Consider the following 15,949-nt stretch of genomic DNA (forward strand, 5'->3'; position numbering starts at 1 on the left):
CTGTGGTCTCGCCGGCGACTGCGCCGCCGGCTGTCCGAGGGACCTTCGGTCTCTCGCTACTTGCGTCGCCCGTCTTCGTCCTCGCGACAGCGAGGCGCGGAGCGCCTCTAGCAGCGAGGGACACAGTCCTTCGGGCAACCGGGCGAAGCCCGGTGACACCCGGACGCGGTCCGGCGACTGCCCCTATGAGCCCCGCCCACCCGCACCGCGACTGCACCTCACGCCTCCCCAGCCTCGCGGCTCGCTCGGGGCTCCCTTCGGTCGCCCGCGTCGCTCACCGCATCCCTCGCGCGTGCGGCTCGCGCCCGAGGAGCGCTCGCCGGCGCGCGCCACCGCGAATCTAGCGCGCGTCTCGCCAGTCCCCTTCCGCGAACCGCTTCGGAAGGGCCTTTTAGGCCGACCGACGAACGGACGGTATGTTCAGGCAGTTCCGGTCGGAGGTGGCCGACGCCCTCGGCGACGCGCTCGCCTCGCTCGACCTCCCGACCGACGACCTCGGAATCGAACGCCCGCCCGACGACATGGACGCGACGCTCGCCTCCAGCGTCGCCTTCCGGCTCGCGGGCGAGGTCGGCGCTGCGCCGCCGAGCGTGGCCACCGACGTCGCGAGCGCGGTCAACGTCGACGGCTACGACTACCTGGCCGCGGTCGACACCGCCGGCCCGTACGTCAACTTCCACGCCGGCGAGCGCTACCTCGTCGACACGCTCGACGCGGCCGCCCCCGACGCGGGATATGGCGCGCTCCCCGACCGGGACACCTCGGTCGTGGTGGAGCACACGAGCGCGAACCCGACCGGCCCGGTCCACGTCGGCCGCGCGCGCAACCCGATCGTCGGCGACGCGGTCGCGAACCTGCTGGCGTACGCCGGCTACGACGTCGACCGCCACTACTACGTCAACGACGCCGGCCGCCAGATGGCCGTGTTCACGTGGGCGTACGAGCGCTTCGACGAGTCCGACCTCGACGAGGGGCCCGCCCGCGAACGCGCCGAATACGACCTCGTCCGGTACTACCGCAAGGGGAACGCGTACTTGGAAGCGGCGGACCCCGACGACGTCGAGGCCGCGGAGGCGGAGATATCGGCCATCCTGCAGGGGCTCGAAGCCGGCGACGATGAGACCTACGACCGCGTCGGCGAAGTCGTCGACGCGGTGCTCGGCGGGATGAAAGAGTGCCTCGCGCGGCTCCCCGCGGAATTCGACGAGTTCGTCAAGGAGACGCGGTTCATGCGTGACGGCTCCACCGACGACGTCGCCGCGCGGCTCAAGGAGACCGATCAGGCCGTCTACGAGGAGGACGCGTGGCAGTTGGAACTCGACGACTGGGGGATCGACAAGAACCTCGTGTTCCTGCGTTCGGACGACACCAGCCTCTACACCACCCGCGACCTGGCCCACCACGAGTGGAAGTTCGCGAACTACGACCGCGCCGTCACCGTGCTCGGCGAGGACCACAAGCTGCAGGCCGACCAGCTCGACGCGACCCTGGAGCTGCTCGGCAACGACGTCGACCGACTCGGCCACGTCATCTACTCGTACGTGAACCTGCCCGACGGGAAGATGTCCACCCGGCGGGGGACCGGCGTGATGCTCGATGACCTGCTCGACGAGGCCATCGATCGCGCCCGCGAGGCGGTCGAGACGCGGATGGACGATCGCATCCGCGACGACGATCTGACCGACGAGGACGTCGAGCGCATCGCCCACCAGGTGGGAATCGGCGCGGTCCGGTACGACATCGTCTCGAAACAACCCGCGAAGGCGATCACCTTCGAGTGGGAGGACGCGCTCGACTTCGAGGCGCAGTCCGCCCCGTTCGTCCAGTACGTTCACGCGCGCTGTTGCGGCATCCTCGACGAGGCCGCGGCCGCCGGCGTCGACGTGCCGGGCGTGACGGCGGATTCGGAGGGGGTCGTCGACGCCGACGCTCTCGACGTCGACGCGTCCGTTTTCGAGACCGACGCGGAGCGCGAACTCCTCCGAGAAATCGCCCGCTTCCCCGCCGTGATCGAGTCGGCGGCGGACGACCTGGAGCCACACACGATCGCCACGTTCACCCGCGAGTTCGCCGACGCGTACAACGGCTTTTACCGAGAGTGTCCCGTCGTGACCGCCGAGGACGACGATATCCGCGCCGCCCGCGTCGCGCTCGTCGCGGCCGCGAAACACACCATGGCGAACGCGCTCGACGTCCTCGGGGTCGAAGCCCCTGACTCGATGTAGGATCGGTACTATCGATTTCGGTTTTGCTCGGATACTGACGGATTGACGGCAAACACCGTCAAAGCCCCAGCCGCGAGGCCCACCCGACCGCACACCACCGCCGGAAGACGCTCCTGCTCGCTCACTTCGTTCGCTGTGCGGGCTGCGACTTCCGTGCTCCCGTTCGCTCCCTCCGGTCGCTCACGGGACCGCAGCCTCAAGCCTCCCCAGCCTTGTCGCTCCCTTCGGTCGCGATTCCCTCGCGCGTGCTCTTCGCGCCCGATGGGCGCTCAGAGGCACGCGCCACCGCTGTTGGTTTATATACAATCGTGCGTTTAGTGATCCGTGCGATGCGGTATCGTCTCTCTGACGGGGAGGTCAAAGCTTACTTACACGCACGCCGCCGTATTTAGGGTAATGAGTAGCGACGCCAAAGAGGTGAGCGAGGACCGGCGGAAATACGAATTCCGCAAGGTCATCGAGGAGCTCCGCGATTTCGAGGGCTCCGGTACGCAGCTCGTCACCATCTACATCCCCGAGGATCGGCAGATCTCCGACGTGGTGGCTCACGTCACCCAGGAACACAGCGAGGCGTCCAACATCAAATCCAAGCAGACCCGGACGGCCGTACAGGACGCGCTCACGTCGATCAAGGATCGCCTCCGCTACTACGACACCTTCCCGCCCGAAAACGGGATGGTGATCTTCTCCGGCGCGATCGACGCGGGCGGCGGCCAGACCGACATGGTCACCCGAACGCTGGAGTCGCCTCCGCAGCCCGTCGAGTCGTTTCGATACCACTGCGACTCCGAGTTCCTCACCGAACCGCTCGAACACATGCTGGAGGACTCCGGCCTGTTCGGACTCATCGTCCTCGACCGCCGCGAGGCGAACGTCGGCTGGCTGAAGGGCAAGCGGATCGAGCCCGTCAAGTCCGCCTCCTCGCTGGTCCCCGGCAAACAGCGGAAGGGGGGTCAGTCCGCCCAGCGGTTCGCCCGCCTCCGGCTCGAAGCCATCGACAACTTCTACCAGGAAGTCGCGGGGATGGCCAACGACCTCTTCGTCGACAAGCGCCACGAACTCGACGGCATCCTCGTCGGCGGTCCCTCGCCGACGAAAGACGAGTTCCTCGACGGCGACTACCTCCACCACGAACTGCAGGACAAGGTGCTCGGCAAGTTCGACGTGGCGTACACCGACGAGTCCGGGCTGAAGGATCTCGTCGACAACGCGAGCGAGGCGCTCGCCGATCAGGAGATCGTCGAGGACAAACGGAACATGGAGGAGTTCTTCGAGAAACTCCACACCGGTGAGGAGGCGACCTACGGCTTCGAGCAGACCCGCCGGAACCTGATCATGGGCTCGGTCGACCGCCTGCTCATCTCCGAGGACCTCCGTTCGGACGTCGTCGTCTACGAGTGTCCGAACGGCCACGAAGAGTACGAAGTCGTCGACTCGCGGCACTCGACCCCGGACCACGAGTGCTCCGAGTGCGGCGAGGAGGCGTCGGTCGAGGAGCGCGACGACGTCATCGAACACCTGATGAACATCGCCGAACAGCGCGGCACCGAGACGAAGTTCATCTCGACGGACTTCGAGAAGGGCGAACAGCTACTCGACGCGTTCGGGGGAATTGCCGGTATTCTGCGGTACTCAACGGGAATCTAAGCACCCTCCCCAAACGGAGCCGCCTTCGGTCCTACTGTTCCGACTCGACGGGAGCAGCCGCGATCTCCAGGCACGCGCAGGCGTCCGTCTCGGGGTCGAAACAGTCCGGACACTCCGGCTGCCGGTCGATGATCGTGTCGAGCCGGTCGGCGACGGTGTCGTCGATGACGGCCTCGAGTTCGTGAGCCTCCTCGCGGAACTCCTCGACGCCGAGCACGTTCGCGAGGAAGCGCTCGATGATGCAGTACGTCTGCAGGGCGTCCCGTGCCCGAACGATCCCGTCGTCAGTGAGGCGAACTCCCTTGTACTTCTCGTGTTCGGCGAGCCCGCGCTCCTCCAGTTTCCCGATCATCTCGTTCGCGCTCGCGGGGCTCACGTCGAGGGCGTCGGCTATCGCTCCGGTCGAGGCCGGGCCGTCCTCCTGTTTCTGTACGACGTATATCGTCTTGAGGTACTGGTCTGCGGTGTTCACGGGTCCCCTCCATCGGCACTCGTCGTCGGTTCGATACGCCGGTTCATCGTCGCTCCATGACCTCCGTGACCTCGCTGACGCCCTCCGCCTCCTCCTCGCGGATAGTTCGCAGCGTCTCGAGGAGGGTCTCTCGGTCGATCGAGAACTCCGCGTCCGACGCCTCGATCGCCTCGATGAGGTCGTCGTAGAACTTGTAGGCGGTCTCCTCGTTGCACAGCTGGTCGTACAACACGCCGTCGAAATCGTCGGGTTGCGTCCGACCGTACCGGGCGTCGACGAGCGACTCGATCTCGTCGAAGGGGACGCTGTCCACGCCGAGTCCCTCGATGAGCGACTCCAGCCGATCGCGGTGCTCGGCGGACTCCTCGGCGGCGTCAGCCAGCAGGTTCTCGATCTCCTCGTCCAACTCGGCGTCGAGGCTCTGGTAGTGATGGTGGGCCCGCGCCTCGACCACCTCCTCCAACACGATCCCGATCTGTAACAGTCGGGCGAGCTGGTCGTCGGAGGCGATCCGCTGGCTCACGCTCACGGCGACCACCCGTCACCGGTCGATACGCCCGTTCGCATACACGTGACCTCGGACGTAGTCCGACTTAAGGAGTTCCCCTTGGATCGGCTTTCGAACGCGTACCAGCGACTCACCGCCGTCGCATGCGAAAAAATCGAGAACAGTAATCGATGAATAGTGGGTGCTTCGCAGACGTCCGCGACTACTGCAGACGCTGGAGGACGAGCTCTTGGACGTCGTCGCGGAACTCGTCGACCGCGATTTCCTCTAACACGGGCACGAAGAAGCCCTCGACGAGCATGTTTCGCGCCGTGTGCGAGTCGATCGAGCGGCTCTCCAGGTAGAACAGGTCCTCCGCGTCGACCTGTCCGACGGTGGCGGAGTGTGACGCCTCGGTGTCGTGGTTGTGGATGATCAGCTTCGGCGACGCGTCGGCCTCGGCGTCGTCCGACAGCATCAGCGTGTTCTCGCGCTGATAGCTGGACGTGTTCCACGCGTCCTCGCCGACGTCCTGGACCCCCTCGTAGACGGAGCGGGCGACGTCGTCGAGCACGCCGCGGGTGACGAGGTCGGCCGTCGTGTGCTCGGCCTGGTGCCAGACGCGGGCGTTGATGTCGAAGTGCTGGTCTTCGGTGCCGAAGAACGTCCCGACGATCTGGCTCTCGGAGCCGTCGCCGTTCAGTTCCGTCTCGACGTCGGAGCGCGTGAGCTTCGAGCCGAAGTTGCTCTCGATCCAGTCGATCGTCGCGTACGTGTCGGTCACGCCGCGCTTCAGCGAGTAGGTGTACGTGTCGTCGTCGAGGTTCTGCAGCGAGCCGAACTGAACCGTCGCGTTCTCGCCCGCGGCGATCTCGACGAGGTTCGAGAAGTACCGGTCGCCGTCGACGCCGTTAGCGTCGGCAGCCTCTCCGGACTCGATCGCTTCGAGGATCGTTACCGACGACGACTCCTCGGCGACGACGAGCGTCTGGCTGAACAGCGAGCGGGAGTTCATCTCCGCGCGAACCGTCACGTCCTCGACATCGACGCCTTCGGGAACGTACACGAACGTCCCGGTCGTGAACAGCGCGACCGACAGCGCGGTGAGGTAGTTGTGCTCGGGGTCGAGCACGGAGCCGAAGTTCGCCTCGATGACGTCGCCGTACTCGTCGAACGCCTCGGTGAACGGGAGGACGACGACCTCGTCGTCGCCGGCCGACCGCTCGGTCGCGTCCGACTGGTTCAGCGGATCGACGAGCGCCTCGAAGTCGAGGGCCTCCAGGTCGGTCCAGCGGCGGCCGGGCGTCTGGATGACGTCGGGCAGATCCGCCGTCTCCAGGGCCGAAAGGGCGTCGAGACGTGTCTCGAGGAGCCACTCGGGCTCGTCGCGTTCGTCGGCGATGCGTCGTACCGTGTCCTCAGAGAGGCTCTCGATTGCTTTCGTGCTCATGTTATCCGAGCGAGCCCTCCATCTCGAGCTCGACGAGCCGATTCAGCTCGACGGCGTACTCGATGGGCAGCTCCTCCGTGATGGGCTCGATGAAGCCCGAAACGATCATCTGCTTCGCGTCGTCGTCGTCGAGGCCACGAGACTGCAGGTAGAAGATGTCCTCGTCCCCGATCTTCCCGACGGTCGCCTCGTGGGCGACGTCGACCTTCGACTCGTTGATCTCCATGTACGGCATCGTGTCCGACGTCGACTCGTTGTCGAACATCAGTGCGTCGCACTCGACCGCCGTCGAGGAGTTCTCGGCCCCGTCGGCGATGTGGACGAGTCCGCGGTAGTTCGTGCGGCCGCCGTCCTTCGCGATCGACTTCGACTCGACGGTCGATTTGGTCTCGGGTGCGTTGTGGTACACCTTCGCGCCGGTGTCGATGTCCTGGCCCTCGCCCGCGAAGGCGATGGTGATGTGGTTGTCGGAGGCCCCGCGACCCTTCAGGATCGTCGAGGGGTACAGCATCGTCGCCTTCGATCCCATCGACCCGGAGATCCACTCCATGCGCCCGCCCTTCTCGGCGATGGCGCGTTTGGTGTTCAGGTTGTACGTGTTCTTCGACCAGTTCTGTACCGTGGAGTACTGAACGTGAGCGTCCTCGCCGACGAACACTTCGACGCCGCCGGAGTGGAGGTTGAACGCCGAGTACTTCGGCGCGGAACAGCCCTCGATGTAGTGGACTTCGGAACCCTCCTCGGCGATGATCAGCGTGTGCTCGAACTGACCCATCCCCTCGGAGTTCATCCGGAAGTACGCCTGAACGGGCATGTCGACGGTGGTGTTTTCGGGCACGTAGACGAACGAACCGCCCGACCAGATAGCGCCGTGGAGCGCCGCGAACTTGTTGTCGCTCGGCGGGACGCACTTCGTCATGAAGTGCTCGCGGACGAGATCCTCGTGTTCCTGGACAGCTTCGTCCATGTTACAGAAGATGACGCCCTTCTCCTCCCACCGCTCCTGCATGTTCTGATACACCACTTCCGACTCGTACTGGGCACCGACGCCGGAGAGCGCGTTCTTTTCCGCCTCCGGAATGCCCAGTTTGTCGAAGGTGTCTTTGATCTCGTCCGGAAGCTCGGTCCAGTCGTCGACGCCGGCGCGGACGTCGACGTCCGGTCGGATGTACGGGATGATCTCGTCGACGTCGACCTCGCTCAGATCCGGCTGCCCGGGCCAGTCGGTCGGCATCGGCATCTCTTGGAACTGTTCGAGCGCGCGCAGGCGGCGCTCCAGCATCCACTCCGGCTCGTCTTTGTCCTCCGAGATGACGCGGACCGTCTCCTCGGTGAGGCCTTTCTCGGTCTGGAAGGCGGATTTCTCCTCCTTCTTGAACTCGAAGCGGGCCTCCGTGTCGGTCTCTTTGAGGTTGTCTTGGTGCGAACTCATTGTGTATTGTTACGTGTTCCCGCGTTTATTCCTGTTGCGTGACCATTTGTGGTTACGCCGCCTCGAACGCGTCCTCGCGGACCCAGTCGTACCCCTTGTCTTCGAGCTTCTCGGCGAGTTCCGCCCCGCCGCTCTTGACGACCTCGCCGTCCAACATCACGTGGACGTGATCGGGCTCGACGTAGTCGAGAATCCGCTGGTAGTGGGTGATCTGGAGGACGCCCGTTCCCTGCTCGTCGCGCAGCGCGTTGATCCCCTTCGAGACGTCCTGCAGGCGGTCGATGTCGAGCCCGGAGTCGATCTCGTCGAGCACGGCGACGACGGGTTCTAACATCGCAGCCTGGAGCACCTCGTTCTGCTTCTTCTCGCCGCCGGAGAAGCCGGCGTTGAGGTAGCGCTGCATGAACTTCTCGTCCATGTCGAGCAGCCCCATCTTCTCCGAGAGGAGTTCCTGGAACTCGGCGACGCCGAGCTCGCCGTCATCGGCGGGCCCCTCCATCGGGGAGGTGTCGTAGCCCGCGTCGTCGGCGTCGGCGTCGGCCTCCTCCTCGTCTTCGTCCTCGAACAGCTCCTCGCGCTCGTCCGCCTTGGCGTTGAGCGCCTGCCGGAGGAAGTTCGTCATGGTGACGCCCTCGATCTCCGCAGGGTACTGGAACCCGAGGAAGATGCCGAGCGCGGCGCGCTCGTTGGGCTCCAGTTCGAGCAGCTCCCAGTGGTAATCGTCGTCGTCGAGATCGGCGTCGACGTCCTCGACGTCCGCCTCGTCGAGATGAAGCAGAACCTCGCCGCCGGTGACCTCGTAGGCCGGGTGGCCGGCGATGACCTTTGCGAGCGTCGACTTCCCGGAGCCGTTCGGCCCCATCAGCGCGTGGATGTCACCGGATTCGACGATCAGGTCGACCCCGCGGAGGATGCGTTCACCGCCCTCTTCGGCCACTCGTGCCCGAAGGTCGTTGATTTCGAGAGTTGCCATATGTAGTCTCGTGCCTCGTGTCTCGATACTGGTGGTTGAGGCGGTTAATGCTTACGAATATCCCCGTAGATTCTCTAAAAAACAGAGGGAGTTTTTCTACTATACAAAATATATTTTCAAAAATGAAGTCTGACTACATGAACGAGCCGAGTCCCGTCTGCTCTTGGCCCGTCTTCACCTCTTCCCACGACATTCCGAGCGCCTCGATGACGCGTTCGATCGGGCCCTTCAGCGTCTTGTCGAGCATCTTCTCCCAGTCGACTTCGAACTCCGCGGGAACCTGGTCGGCGTACTCGAAGCAGATAACGTCCGGATCCCGCTTGAACTCCCCGTACAGCGGGTCGCGTTGCGGGTCGAGCCCAGCCTCCGTTTCCATCCGCTCCCAGAAATCGGGATGGACCTTCTCGATGTACAGCCGCTTCGGCTTCGACCCGCTCCCGAAGTTGGTACCGAGCATGTGGTTCGCGTACTTCGCCCCGCGCACCTGCGCCGTCGGCGTCTCGTAGGCGTCCAGTTTCTTCCCGATCCCCCCGGGAATCCCGATCTCGTCGAGGTCGACGTCGCCGTCGAGTACCCGCGCGATCACGTCCACCAGGTACAACTTCACCTCCTCCATGTCCTCGTCGATGTCGTCGCCGGTGACGATCGTCTCGATGACGTTCTGCTGGACCTCCTTCGTGATGCCCGCGATGTCGGAGCGCTTGTACTCGAACCCGGTGATGTCGATGTCGTCGACGTCCTTCCCCTCCTTCCAGATGATGTGGCCGGCGTACCGCTTCTTCTTGCCGGCCTGGAAGAACCGCCGGTAGAGCTTCTCGAACTCGATCTGGAAGCGGTGGGAATCGGCGTTCAGCTCCTCGCGCGCGAAGTCGTCGTATCGTTCGTTGATGTGGTCCGCTATCTCGAAGGAGGTCTCGATCGCCTCCTCCTTCGACATGTCGGACAGCGACAGCATGACGGAATCCGTATCTCCATAAGATACTTGATAATTAAGTTCCTCCGCGGCTTCCTCTGTGAAGTCGATGACCTCTCGACCGGTCGCTGTGACCGCTGCTGCGCCCTCTTTGTCGTAGAGACGGAATCGATCCCATCCCGTTACGCCGTAGAGTGAATTCATAATTACTTTGACAGAAGCCTGCTGTCGGTCGTACTGCTCGTACGGCTCCGTGCCGGGTTCGTGGTCGTTCCGGAGCGCTTTCTTCTCCTCGCGCTCGGAGAGCAGTTCGTCGACCATCTCGCGCATGATCCCGTCCGGCTTCTTTCGGAAGTGCGTCCCGTTGGGCGCGACGTACGTCTCGTCGTCGTACTCCGCGGGATCGACCTTCGTCTCCGGGCCGGCGTTGATCGTCACCATGCACATCGGGTAGAGGCTCTTCAGGTCTTGGACCGTCACCATCTCCTTGACGCCCGTGATCGGGTCGAAGACGGCACCGCCCTCGAAGTCTTCCGACTCCTGTTGGCCCTTCGTCGGGAGCGCGAACTTCCCGAACGCCTTGTGGAGGACGTACATGTCGACGGTGTCGCCGGGGGTCGGCGCGTCCTCAATCTTGCAGCCGACGAAGGTGCGCACCTCGTCCCAGAAGGCGATCACGTCCTGTTTCCGGTCGATCTCGACGCACAGCTCCACGTCGCGGATGCTGTACTCCAGCAGGCGCTCGGGGTCCTGTTCCCAGAGATCGCCGATGTCGCCCGTGTAGCGCTCCTTCCCGACGCCGAGTTCGCGCTCGCCGACCGCGTCGAGCCGGTACGACTCGAGTTCCGTGAACATCGTGCGCTTGTAGGCGTACAGCAGGTCGAAGACGACTCGGCCCTTGATGTCCGGGCCGCCCCAGCCGGATCGCCACACTTCACCGATGCGGGAGAGACGGTCGATCGAGAGGTCGTACCGGCTCCCGTCGTCGAGAACCTCCAGTCGATCGAGGACGTACGGCGCGTCGAAGTCCTCGAAATTCCACCCCGTCAACAGGTCGGGATCGGTTTCGTCGACATAGTCGACGAACGCGTCGAGCATCGCGGCCTCCTCCTCGAAGGTTCGAACTGTGAAGGCAATCTCCTCGCTTCCGTCGCTCGCGATCCCCTCGTAGTCGGGGAGGTCCTCGGGCGGCGGGAGCTCGGCCTCGGGAGCGTCGTACAACCAGACCACGTACTCGTCTTCGTAGGAGTCGTGGCTCGTGAGACAGATGATCGGCTCCTCGCCGTCCTCGGGGAAACCCCGACGGTCGTCGACCTCGATGTCGAAGGTGTTTACCCGGAGATCGGCGTCGACTTCGGCGGGTTCGAGCATTCCCTCGTGGACTTGAATCGCGTCGGAGCCGTCGTCGAGTCGCCGCTCCTCGACGCGGATCCCGCCGTTGATCCCGTTGTCGATCAGAAACCGGTTCGGGAAGAGGATGTCCGCCTCGAAGCTCGTCGCGAAGTCGTCGCGGATGGATCCCACGTCGCGGGGCGTGCGGGTGACGATCCGGGTGAGCGGCTCGCCGCGGATGCTCTCGTACGGCTCGCCGTCGGGTGCTTCCTCTCGCGTCCCGATCACGACGTCGTACTCCTCGACCGGATCGCGGTCGATGTCGGCGGTCGGCACGTAAAAGTACGGCTCGACGCCCAGCACGCGGATGTGTTCGCGGACGTCGTGATCGACGTCTCCGTCGACGTGTTCCGCCGGCCGCCGACCGAACACGTGGACGACCGGGTACTCGTCGCTGCCGTAGCCCTCGACCGCGTAGTCGATCTGGGTGATCATCAGCTCGACGGTCCCGGTCGATTCCGGGAACTTCGCCTCGTCGACGTCGATCACGTCGCTGACGCGTCCGCGTCCGCCGCCGGCGACGACGGCCGCCTCTTCGGCGGCGAGATCGTTCCGTTCGGCCTCCGCGCCGTCTCCCGACCCGTCGCTCGCATCTCCAGACGACGAGAAGTCCGACAGCCCCGACTGAGTCATACGCGCCCTTCGGCACACCCGGCTAAAAAACTCGGCTTTCGGGTGCGGCGAGGACCCCCGCCACGGAAAGGCATATAATGTGCCACTCCATACCATGGTCCATGTCTTCGGACCCACGCTCTGAATCCACGCAGTCTCGCCCGGCCGGTCGCGACGCGGTCGACGCCGAAGTGGAGGTGTACGAGGACGACGGGAACGTGGTGCTTTTCGACGCCGCGAACCCGCTCGCGTGGGTTGAGGCGAGCCGAACGGTCCGACTGGCCGACGCGACCTGACGGCTGTCCGTCCGCTCGTTCCGCTCCGGTTCGTAGCCGTGGCGCTTGCGACCGGACGGGGTGCCCTCGCTCCGCCGTTCGTGGTGCCCTCGCTCCGCTGTTCGGCTCCGGACGGAACTCCTTTGCCCCGGCGCGGCGTACGCCTCGGCGTGTTCAGCCTCGACGAGGACGATGAGGGCGAGATCTCCGTCGGCGAGAGTTCCGACGCCGAGCGCGAGATGACCCCGGAGATCCCCGAGGCCCCCTCGGTGAAGACGTTCGACGACGACGGGGACTTCGAGGGTGCGAGCGACGTGGATACGGGGACCCTCCGCGCGTTCGTCGTCGCCGTGGTCTACGCCAACGCCGCGGTGCTCCTCGTCGCGCTCGGCCCGATGGTGTGGTACTTCGAGGGGTGGTCGCGGATCGGTCCGGTCCTGACCGTCACCGGGCTCTTGGCGGGCGTTCGAACCTACCAGACGTACCGGGCGTGGGATCGAGCGCGGGACGCCGACGAGTCGGATTGAGGGAAAGACGCCGGTGGCGACGAACCGGAGGCAGTGACGACCTGCCGGCGGCAGCGGCGGCGAGCCGGAGACAGTAGAGACGAGCCGGAGACAGTAGCGACTAATTGGAGGCCGCCACCGACGCGAAGGCCCCGGAAGCGTAATGCCCGAGCGACCGCTCATTCCGATCCATGCAGACGGTTCGTGACGCGGCGGGCGAGACGTACCTCCTCGTGAAACGCTCCGCCGAGTCGAGTCGAGTGCGGGATCCGGTCACCGGCGAGGAGCGGTACGTCGACAACGACGAACTCTCCGTCGTCGACGGGGAGTCGCCGCTTGCGACCGCGGCCTCGGGAGTACCGACCCCGATCCGTCGCACGCTCCGGGCGGTCCGCGACGATCGGTCGCTCGGGCTTCTCGCGGTGGTCGTCGACGGGGGGCCGACCCCCGTGATCGACCTGCTCGACGCGACCGACATGTGCGAGTCCGACCTCCACGGGACGGTCACCGAGCTCCGCGCGGCCGGTCTGATCGCCGAGGTCGACGTCGCCGGACGGCGCGGTTACGAGGCGACCCCGGTCGCGACCGAGGCGATGGGGCTGTTACGGGGCGATAACGCTGAGGGTGACGGTGCGGATGGCGGTGGTGGTGAGGTTGGCAGTGCTGATGGCGATCGTTAAATCCGACGGGCACTGAGGGCGGGCATGCTCGTCGTCGTTTCCGATACGCACGCGCGAGAGGGGTCGAAGCTACGCGGTCGGACGCTCGAAGCGGTCCGCGAGGCCGACCTCGTCGTCCACGCCGGCGACTTCTACCGCGCTCCGGTCCTCGACGCGTTCGAGTCGGCGTCGGGGACCCTTCGCGGGGTCTACGGCAACAACGACGATGCGACGATCCGCGACCGGCTCCCCGAGGTCCGCACGATCGAGTACGGCGGCGTCCGCTTCGCTGTCACTCACCGGCACCGCAGCGGCGACACCGGACTGATCATGCTCGGTCGCGGTCGAGACGCCGACGCCGTGATCTGCGGACACAGCCACCGGCCGCGGTTCGACGACTCTGGCGGGCTGCCGATCCTGAATCCCGGGAGCCACACCCAGCCGCGGGGGAACCGCCCGGCGCACGCGGAGCTCGAACCGGCGTCCGTCAACGGGGCAGGTGACGACGGGGCAGGCGACGACGGGGCAGACGATGACGGGGCAGGCGACGACGACGGCGACGCGGCCAACGAAAGCGACGGCGGCGCAGGCCTCCGCGGGCGACTCGTCACTCCCGACGGTGACGTCTTCGAGGAGTTCCGGATCGACCCGTAGTCGGAACGCGTCGCGGTGTGGAGAAAAGCCGACCCGCCGACGGGGGATCGGCGGGCGACCGCGACGCCCCGGACCGCGCCGCCGCCACCGGAAACGGGGCGACCGTCGCGAGAGGGCAGGGGGAGCGTTCACCGGCGGAGACCGACGGACGAGCGGGGGGAGTGGCGGATCGCGAGGGGCTCCGCGGGAACGAGATCGGTCGCGCCCCGGTTCGAACGGTGGAGCGGCGTTCGACCGTGGATGAGGGCCGAAGCGGGGGTCGCATCGACACCTTACGCCGGTGATAGCTTATAAGTAGCTTATGGACAAAGGTACGTTTTAGTCAACGGCGGGGGCTCCGTCCCGCGCCGCCGAGCGGGTTGCCGAAACGCATAACCCCGTCCCGACGGATTCGAGTGTATGCTTCCGGTCGAACCGTTGTTCGTCGTCATCCTCGTCGCCCTGCTGGGGCTCTTCTTCTTCGGGTTCCTGCTCGTTCGTCGCACCGTGACGGGGCTTCGCGAGGGGTACGAGGACGGACAGCGATAAGATGGTCGTCGCCACCGTCCTCACCCTCGGAGTCGCCGGTGCGGCAAGCCTCTTCATGGCGTGGTCGATCGGTGCCGGCTCCTCCGGGTCCACCCCGTTCGCTCCGGCCGTCGGCGCGAACGCCATCTCCGTGATGCGCGCCGGGCTCATCGTCGGCGTGCTGGGGCTGTTCGGTGCGATCCTTCAGGGCGCGAACGTGACCGAGGCGGTCGGGACCGAGCTGATCGGCGGCGTCACGCTCACGGCCGGCGCGGCCATCGTGGCGCTGATCACCGCGGCCGTCCTCGTCGCGATCGGCGTCTTCGCGGGGTACCCGATCGCGACCGCGTTCACCGTCACCGGCGCGGTCGTCGGCGTCGGCCTCGCGATGGGCGGCGACCCAGCGTGGCCGAAGTACGTCGAGATACTCACGCTGTGGGTGCTCACGCCGTTCGTCGGCGGCGGCGTCGCCTACGCGGTCGCCAGGACGCTCATCGGAGAGGCCCTTCCCGAGCGAGCGCTCACCGCCGGGCTCGCGGGAGTCGTGGGAGCGATCGTCGCGAACGTCGGATTCGCGCTGCTCGGCCCGGCGGGGGAACAGGTGTCGCTGTCGGAGGCGCTCGCCCCCGGCCTCGGTATCGGGGGTATCGGTACGCCGGTCGTCACCATTGCGATCGCCGCGGTCGTCGCCGGTGGGGTGTACGCCGACCTCGGCCGCGACCGCGAGGGCGCACAGCGGCGGTTCCTCCTCGTAATGGGCGGTCTGGTCGCGTTCTCCGCCGGCGGATCGCAGGTCGGCCTCGCGATCGGGCCGCTCGTCCCGATCTTCAGCGACGTCGGCGTCCCGCTGTGGGCCCTGCTCGTCGGCGGCGGTACCGGCCTACTGGTGGGGTCGTGGACGGGCGCGCCGCGGATGATCAAGGCGATCGCCCAGGACTACGCCTCGATGGGCCCGCGTCGGTCTATCGCGGCGCTCATCCCCTCGTTCGCGATCGCGCAGGCCGCGGTCGCGTTCGGGATCCCCGTCTCGTTCAACGAGATCATCGTCTCGGCGATCGTTGGAGCCGGGTACGCCGCGGGCGACGCCGGCGTGAGCCGGGCGAAGATGGGCTACACCGTGTTCGCGTGGGTCGCGTCACTCGTCGGATCGCTCGCGCTCGGATTCGGCGTCTACTCGGCTGTGCAGTTCGTGGTGTGAGGAGTCAGTTCGTGGTGTGAGGAGTCAGTTCGTGGTGTGAGGAGTCAGTTCGTGGTGTGAGGAGTCAGTTCGTGGTGTGAGGAGGACCGGATCGTCGCGCGGTAGACGTTTATTTATAAATAGATTGTTGCTGACTGCTCGACGGAAAATACGTCTAATACCCCCAGCCGACCGCTTAAAAATCGTTGCTGGAGGGGACGCGGTGAACACCTCGAAAGTCCCAGTCGTCGGACTGCGTCCGGCTGTCACCGGGCGAAGCTCGGTTGCCCGAGGGACTGTGTCCCTCGCTGCCAGAGGCGCTCCGCACCTCGCTGCCGCTCGCTTTTAAGTGATTGATTGGAGATAAACGGTGACCGCCTCCGAAGTCCCAGCCCGGACCACCGGAAGATGGTCACGCGGTTTCACCGCGTGAGCAAGCGAGACCTTCGGTCTCGCCTTGGTCGCCTCGCTCCGCTCGGCACTGCGACTCCCGTACTCCCGCTCGTTTCACTCGCGGACCGCACAGCCCCGCACCTCACCCCTCCCCAGCCTCGTCCGGACCGTCCGC

At 65.8% G+C, this 15,949-nt stretch carries 15 protein-coding genes; 9 read left to right on the forward strand and 6 right to left on the reverse strand.

Annotated elements, in window-relative coordinates; translation table 11 throughout:
- The first annotated feature begins 416 nt into the window (after positions 1 to 416).
- Both argS and prf1 read left to right on the forward strand, forming a co-directional pair.
- Positions 417 to 2,225 (forward strand): arginine--tRNA ligase, encoded by a 1,809-nt coding sequence (gene argS / locus ACFQEY_RS09730; RefSeq protein WP_379767843.1) that lies wholly within the window; start codon positions 417 to 419, stop codon positions 2,223 to 2,225.
- A gap of 396 nt (positions 2,226 to 2,621) precedes the next feature.
- A complete protein-coding gene (gene prf1 / locus ACFQEY_RS09735; protein ID WP_379767846.1) occupies positions 2,622 to 3,872 on the forward strand; it encodes a peptide chain release factor aRF-1 in 1,251 nt (416 codons plus the stop codon).
- Positions 3,873 to 3,903: 31 nt separating this feature from the next.
- Here the strand turns inward: prf1 and ACFQEY_RS09740 are convergent, their stop codons facing one another.
- The 6 genes from ACFQEY_RS09740 to ACFQEY_RS09765 all read right to left on the reverse strand — a co-directional run bounded on the left by ACFQEY_RS09740 (position 3,904) and on the right by ACFQEY_RS09765 (position 11,624).
- Complete coding sequence (locus tag ACFQEY_RS09740) at positions 3,904 to 4,344, reverse strand: metal-dependent transcriptional regulator (protein ID WP_379767849.1); 441 nt, start codon at positions 4,342 to 4,344, stop codon at positions 3,904 to 3,906.
- Positions 4,345 to 4,387: 43 nt separating this feature from the next.
- Positions 4,388 to 4,873, reverse strand: a complete 486-nt coding sequence (locus tag ACFQEY_RS09745; RefSeq protein ID WP_379767852.1) for a ferritin-like domain-containing protein — start codon at positions 4,871 to 4,873, stop codon at positions 4,388 to 4,390.
- A 181-nt stretch (positions 4,874 to 5,054) separates the two neighbouring features.
- Positions 5,055 to 6,281 (reverse strand): Fe-S cluster assembly protein SufD, encoded by a 1,227-nt coding sequence (sufD, locus tag ACFQEY_RS09750; RefSeq protein WP_379767855.1) that lies wholly within the window; start codon positions 6,279 to 6,281, stop codon positions 5,055 to 5,057.
- A 1-nt stretch (position 6,282) separates the two neighbouring features.
- Entirely contained in the window at positions 6,283 to 7,713 is a 1,431-nt protein-coding gene (sufB, locus tag ACFQEY_RS09755; RefSeq protein ID WP_379767858.1) for a Fe-S cluster assembly protein SufB, read from the reverse strand.
- Positions 7,714 to 7,765: 52 nt separating this feature from the next.
- Complete coding sequence (locus ACFQEY_RS09760) at positions 7,766 to 8,686, reverse strand: ABC transporter ATP-binding protein (RefSeq protein ID WP_379767861.1); 921 nt, start codon at positions 8,684 to 8,686, stop codon at positions 7,766 to 7,768.
- Positions 8,687 to 8,819: 133 nt separating this feature from the next.
- On the reverse strand, positions 8,820 to 11,624 hold the full coding sequence (locus ACFQEY_RS09765; protein WP_379767864.1) for a DNA-directed DNA polymerase: 2,805 nt from the start codon (positions 11,622 to 11,624) through the stop codon (positions 8,820 to 8,822).
- A gap of 101 nt (positions 11,625 to 11,725) precedes the next feature.
- Between ACFQEY_RS09765 and ACFQEY_RS09770 the strand changes: the two genes are divergently transcribed.
- The 7 genes from ACFQEY_RS09770 (at position 11,726) to ACFQEY_RS09800 (ending at position 15,402) form a co-directional block, all read left to right on the forward strand.
- Positions 11,726 to 11,899, forward strand: a complete 174-nt coding sequence (locus ACFQEY_RS09770) for a DUF7331 family protein (protein WP_379767867.1) — start codon at positions 11,726 to 11,728, stop codon at positions 11,897 to 11,899.
- Between the two features lie 149 nt (positions 11,900 to 12,048).
- Complete coding sequence (locus ACFQEY_RS09775) at positions 12,049 to 12,405, forward strand: DUF7322 domain-containing protein (RefSeq protein ID WP_379767870.1); 357 nt, start codon at positions 12,049 to 12,051, stop codon at positions 12,403 to 12,405.
- A gap of 170 nt (positions 12,406 to 12,575) precedes the next feature.
- Positions 12,576 to 13,064 (forward strand): DUF7346 family protein, encoded by a 489-nt coding sequence (locus ACFQEY_RS09780; RefSeq protein ID WP_379767873.1) that lies wholly within the window; start codon positions 12,576 to 12,578, stop codon positions 13,062 to 13,064.
- Between the two features lie 24 nt (positions 13,065 to 13,088).
- The gene (locus ACFQEY_RS09785) at positions 13,089 to 13,697 is read left to right on the forward strand and encodes a metallophosphoesterase (RefSeq protein WP_379767876.1); all 609 of its coding nucleotides are present in this window, start codon (positions 13,089 to 13,091) and stop codon (positions 13,695 to 13,697) included.
- Between the two features lie 17 nt (positions 13,698 to 13,714).
- Positions 13,715 to 13,981, forward strand: a complete 267-nt coding sequence (locus tag ACFQEY_RS09790) for a hypothetical protein (protein WP_379767879.1) — start codon at positions 13,715 to 13,717, stop codon at positions 13,979 to 13,981.
- Positions 13,982 to 14,096: 115 nt separating this feature from the next.
- On the forward strand, positions 14,097 to 14,225 hold the full coding sequence (locus ACFQEY_RS09795; protein WP_379767882.1) for a DUF7859 family protein: 129 nt from the start codon (positions 14,097 to 14,099) through the stop codon (positions 14,223 to 14,225).
- Between the two features lies 1 nt (position 14,226).
- Positions 14,227 to 15,402, forward strand: coding sequence for an inorganic phosphate transporter (locus tag ACFQEY_RS09800; protein ID WP_379767885.1), 1,176 nt, complete (start codon positions 14,227 to 14,229; stop codon positions 15,400 to 15,402).
- The last annotated feature ends 547 nt before the right edge of the window (positions 15,403 to 15,949 follow it).

Source organism: Halorubrum trueperi (assembly GCF_042662525.1).
GTDB classification, from domain to species: Archaea; Halobacteriota; Halobacteria; order Halobacteriales; family Haloferacaceae; genus Halorubrum; species Halorubrum trueperi.

Excerpts from the sequence above, each read along its gene's own strand:
- sufB (WP_379767858.1), bottom strand. The coding sequence starts at position 7,713 with ATGAGTTCGCACCAAGACAACCTCAAAGAGACCGACACGGAGGCCCGC.
- argS (WP_379767843.1), top strand. The coding sequence starts at position 417 with ATGTTCAGGCAGTTCCGGTCGGAGGTGGCCGACGCCCTCGGCGACGCG.
- ACFQEY_RS09770 (WP_379767867.1), top strand. The coding sequence starts at position 11,726 with ATGTCTTCGGACCCACGCTCTGAATCCACGCAGTCTCGCCCGGCCGGT.
- ACFQEY_RS09760 (WP_379767861.1), bottom strand. The coding sequence starts at position 8,686 with ATGGCAACTCTCGAAATCAACGACCTTCGGGCACGAGTGGCCGAAGAG.
- prf1 (WP_379767846.1), top strand. The coding sequence starts at position 2,622 with ATGAGTAGCGACGCCAAAGAGGTGAGCGAGGACCGGCGGAAATACGAA.
- sufD (WP_379767855.1), bottom strand. The coding sequence starts at position 6,281 with ATGAGCACGAAAGCAATCGAGAGCCTCTCTGAGGACACGGTACGACGC.
- ACFQEY_RS09800 (WP_379767885.1), top strand. The coding sequence starts at position 14,227 with ATGGTCGTCGCCACCGTCCTCACCCTCGGAGTCGCCGGTGCGGCAAGC.
- ACFQEY_RS09795 (WP_379767882.1), top strand. The coding sequence starts at position 14,097 with ATGCTTCCGGTCGAACCGTTGTTCGTCGTCATCCTCGTCGCCCTGCTG.
- ACFQEY_RS09780 (WP_379767873.1), top strand. The coding sequence starts at position 12,576 with ATGCAGACGGTTCGTGACGCGGCGGGCGAGACGTACCTCCTCGTGAAA.
- ACFQEY_RS09785 (WP_379767876.1), top strand. The coding sequence starts at position 13,089 with ATGCTCGTCGTCGTTTCCGATACGCACGCGCGAGAGGGGTCGAAGCTA.
- ACFQEY_RS09765 (WP_379767864.1), bottom strand. The coding sequence starts at position 11,624 with ATGACTCAGTCGGGGCTGTCGGACTTCTCGTCGTCTGGAGATGCGAGC.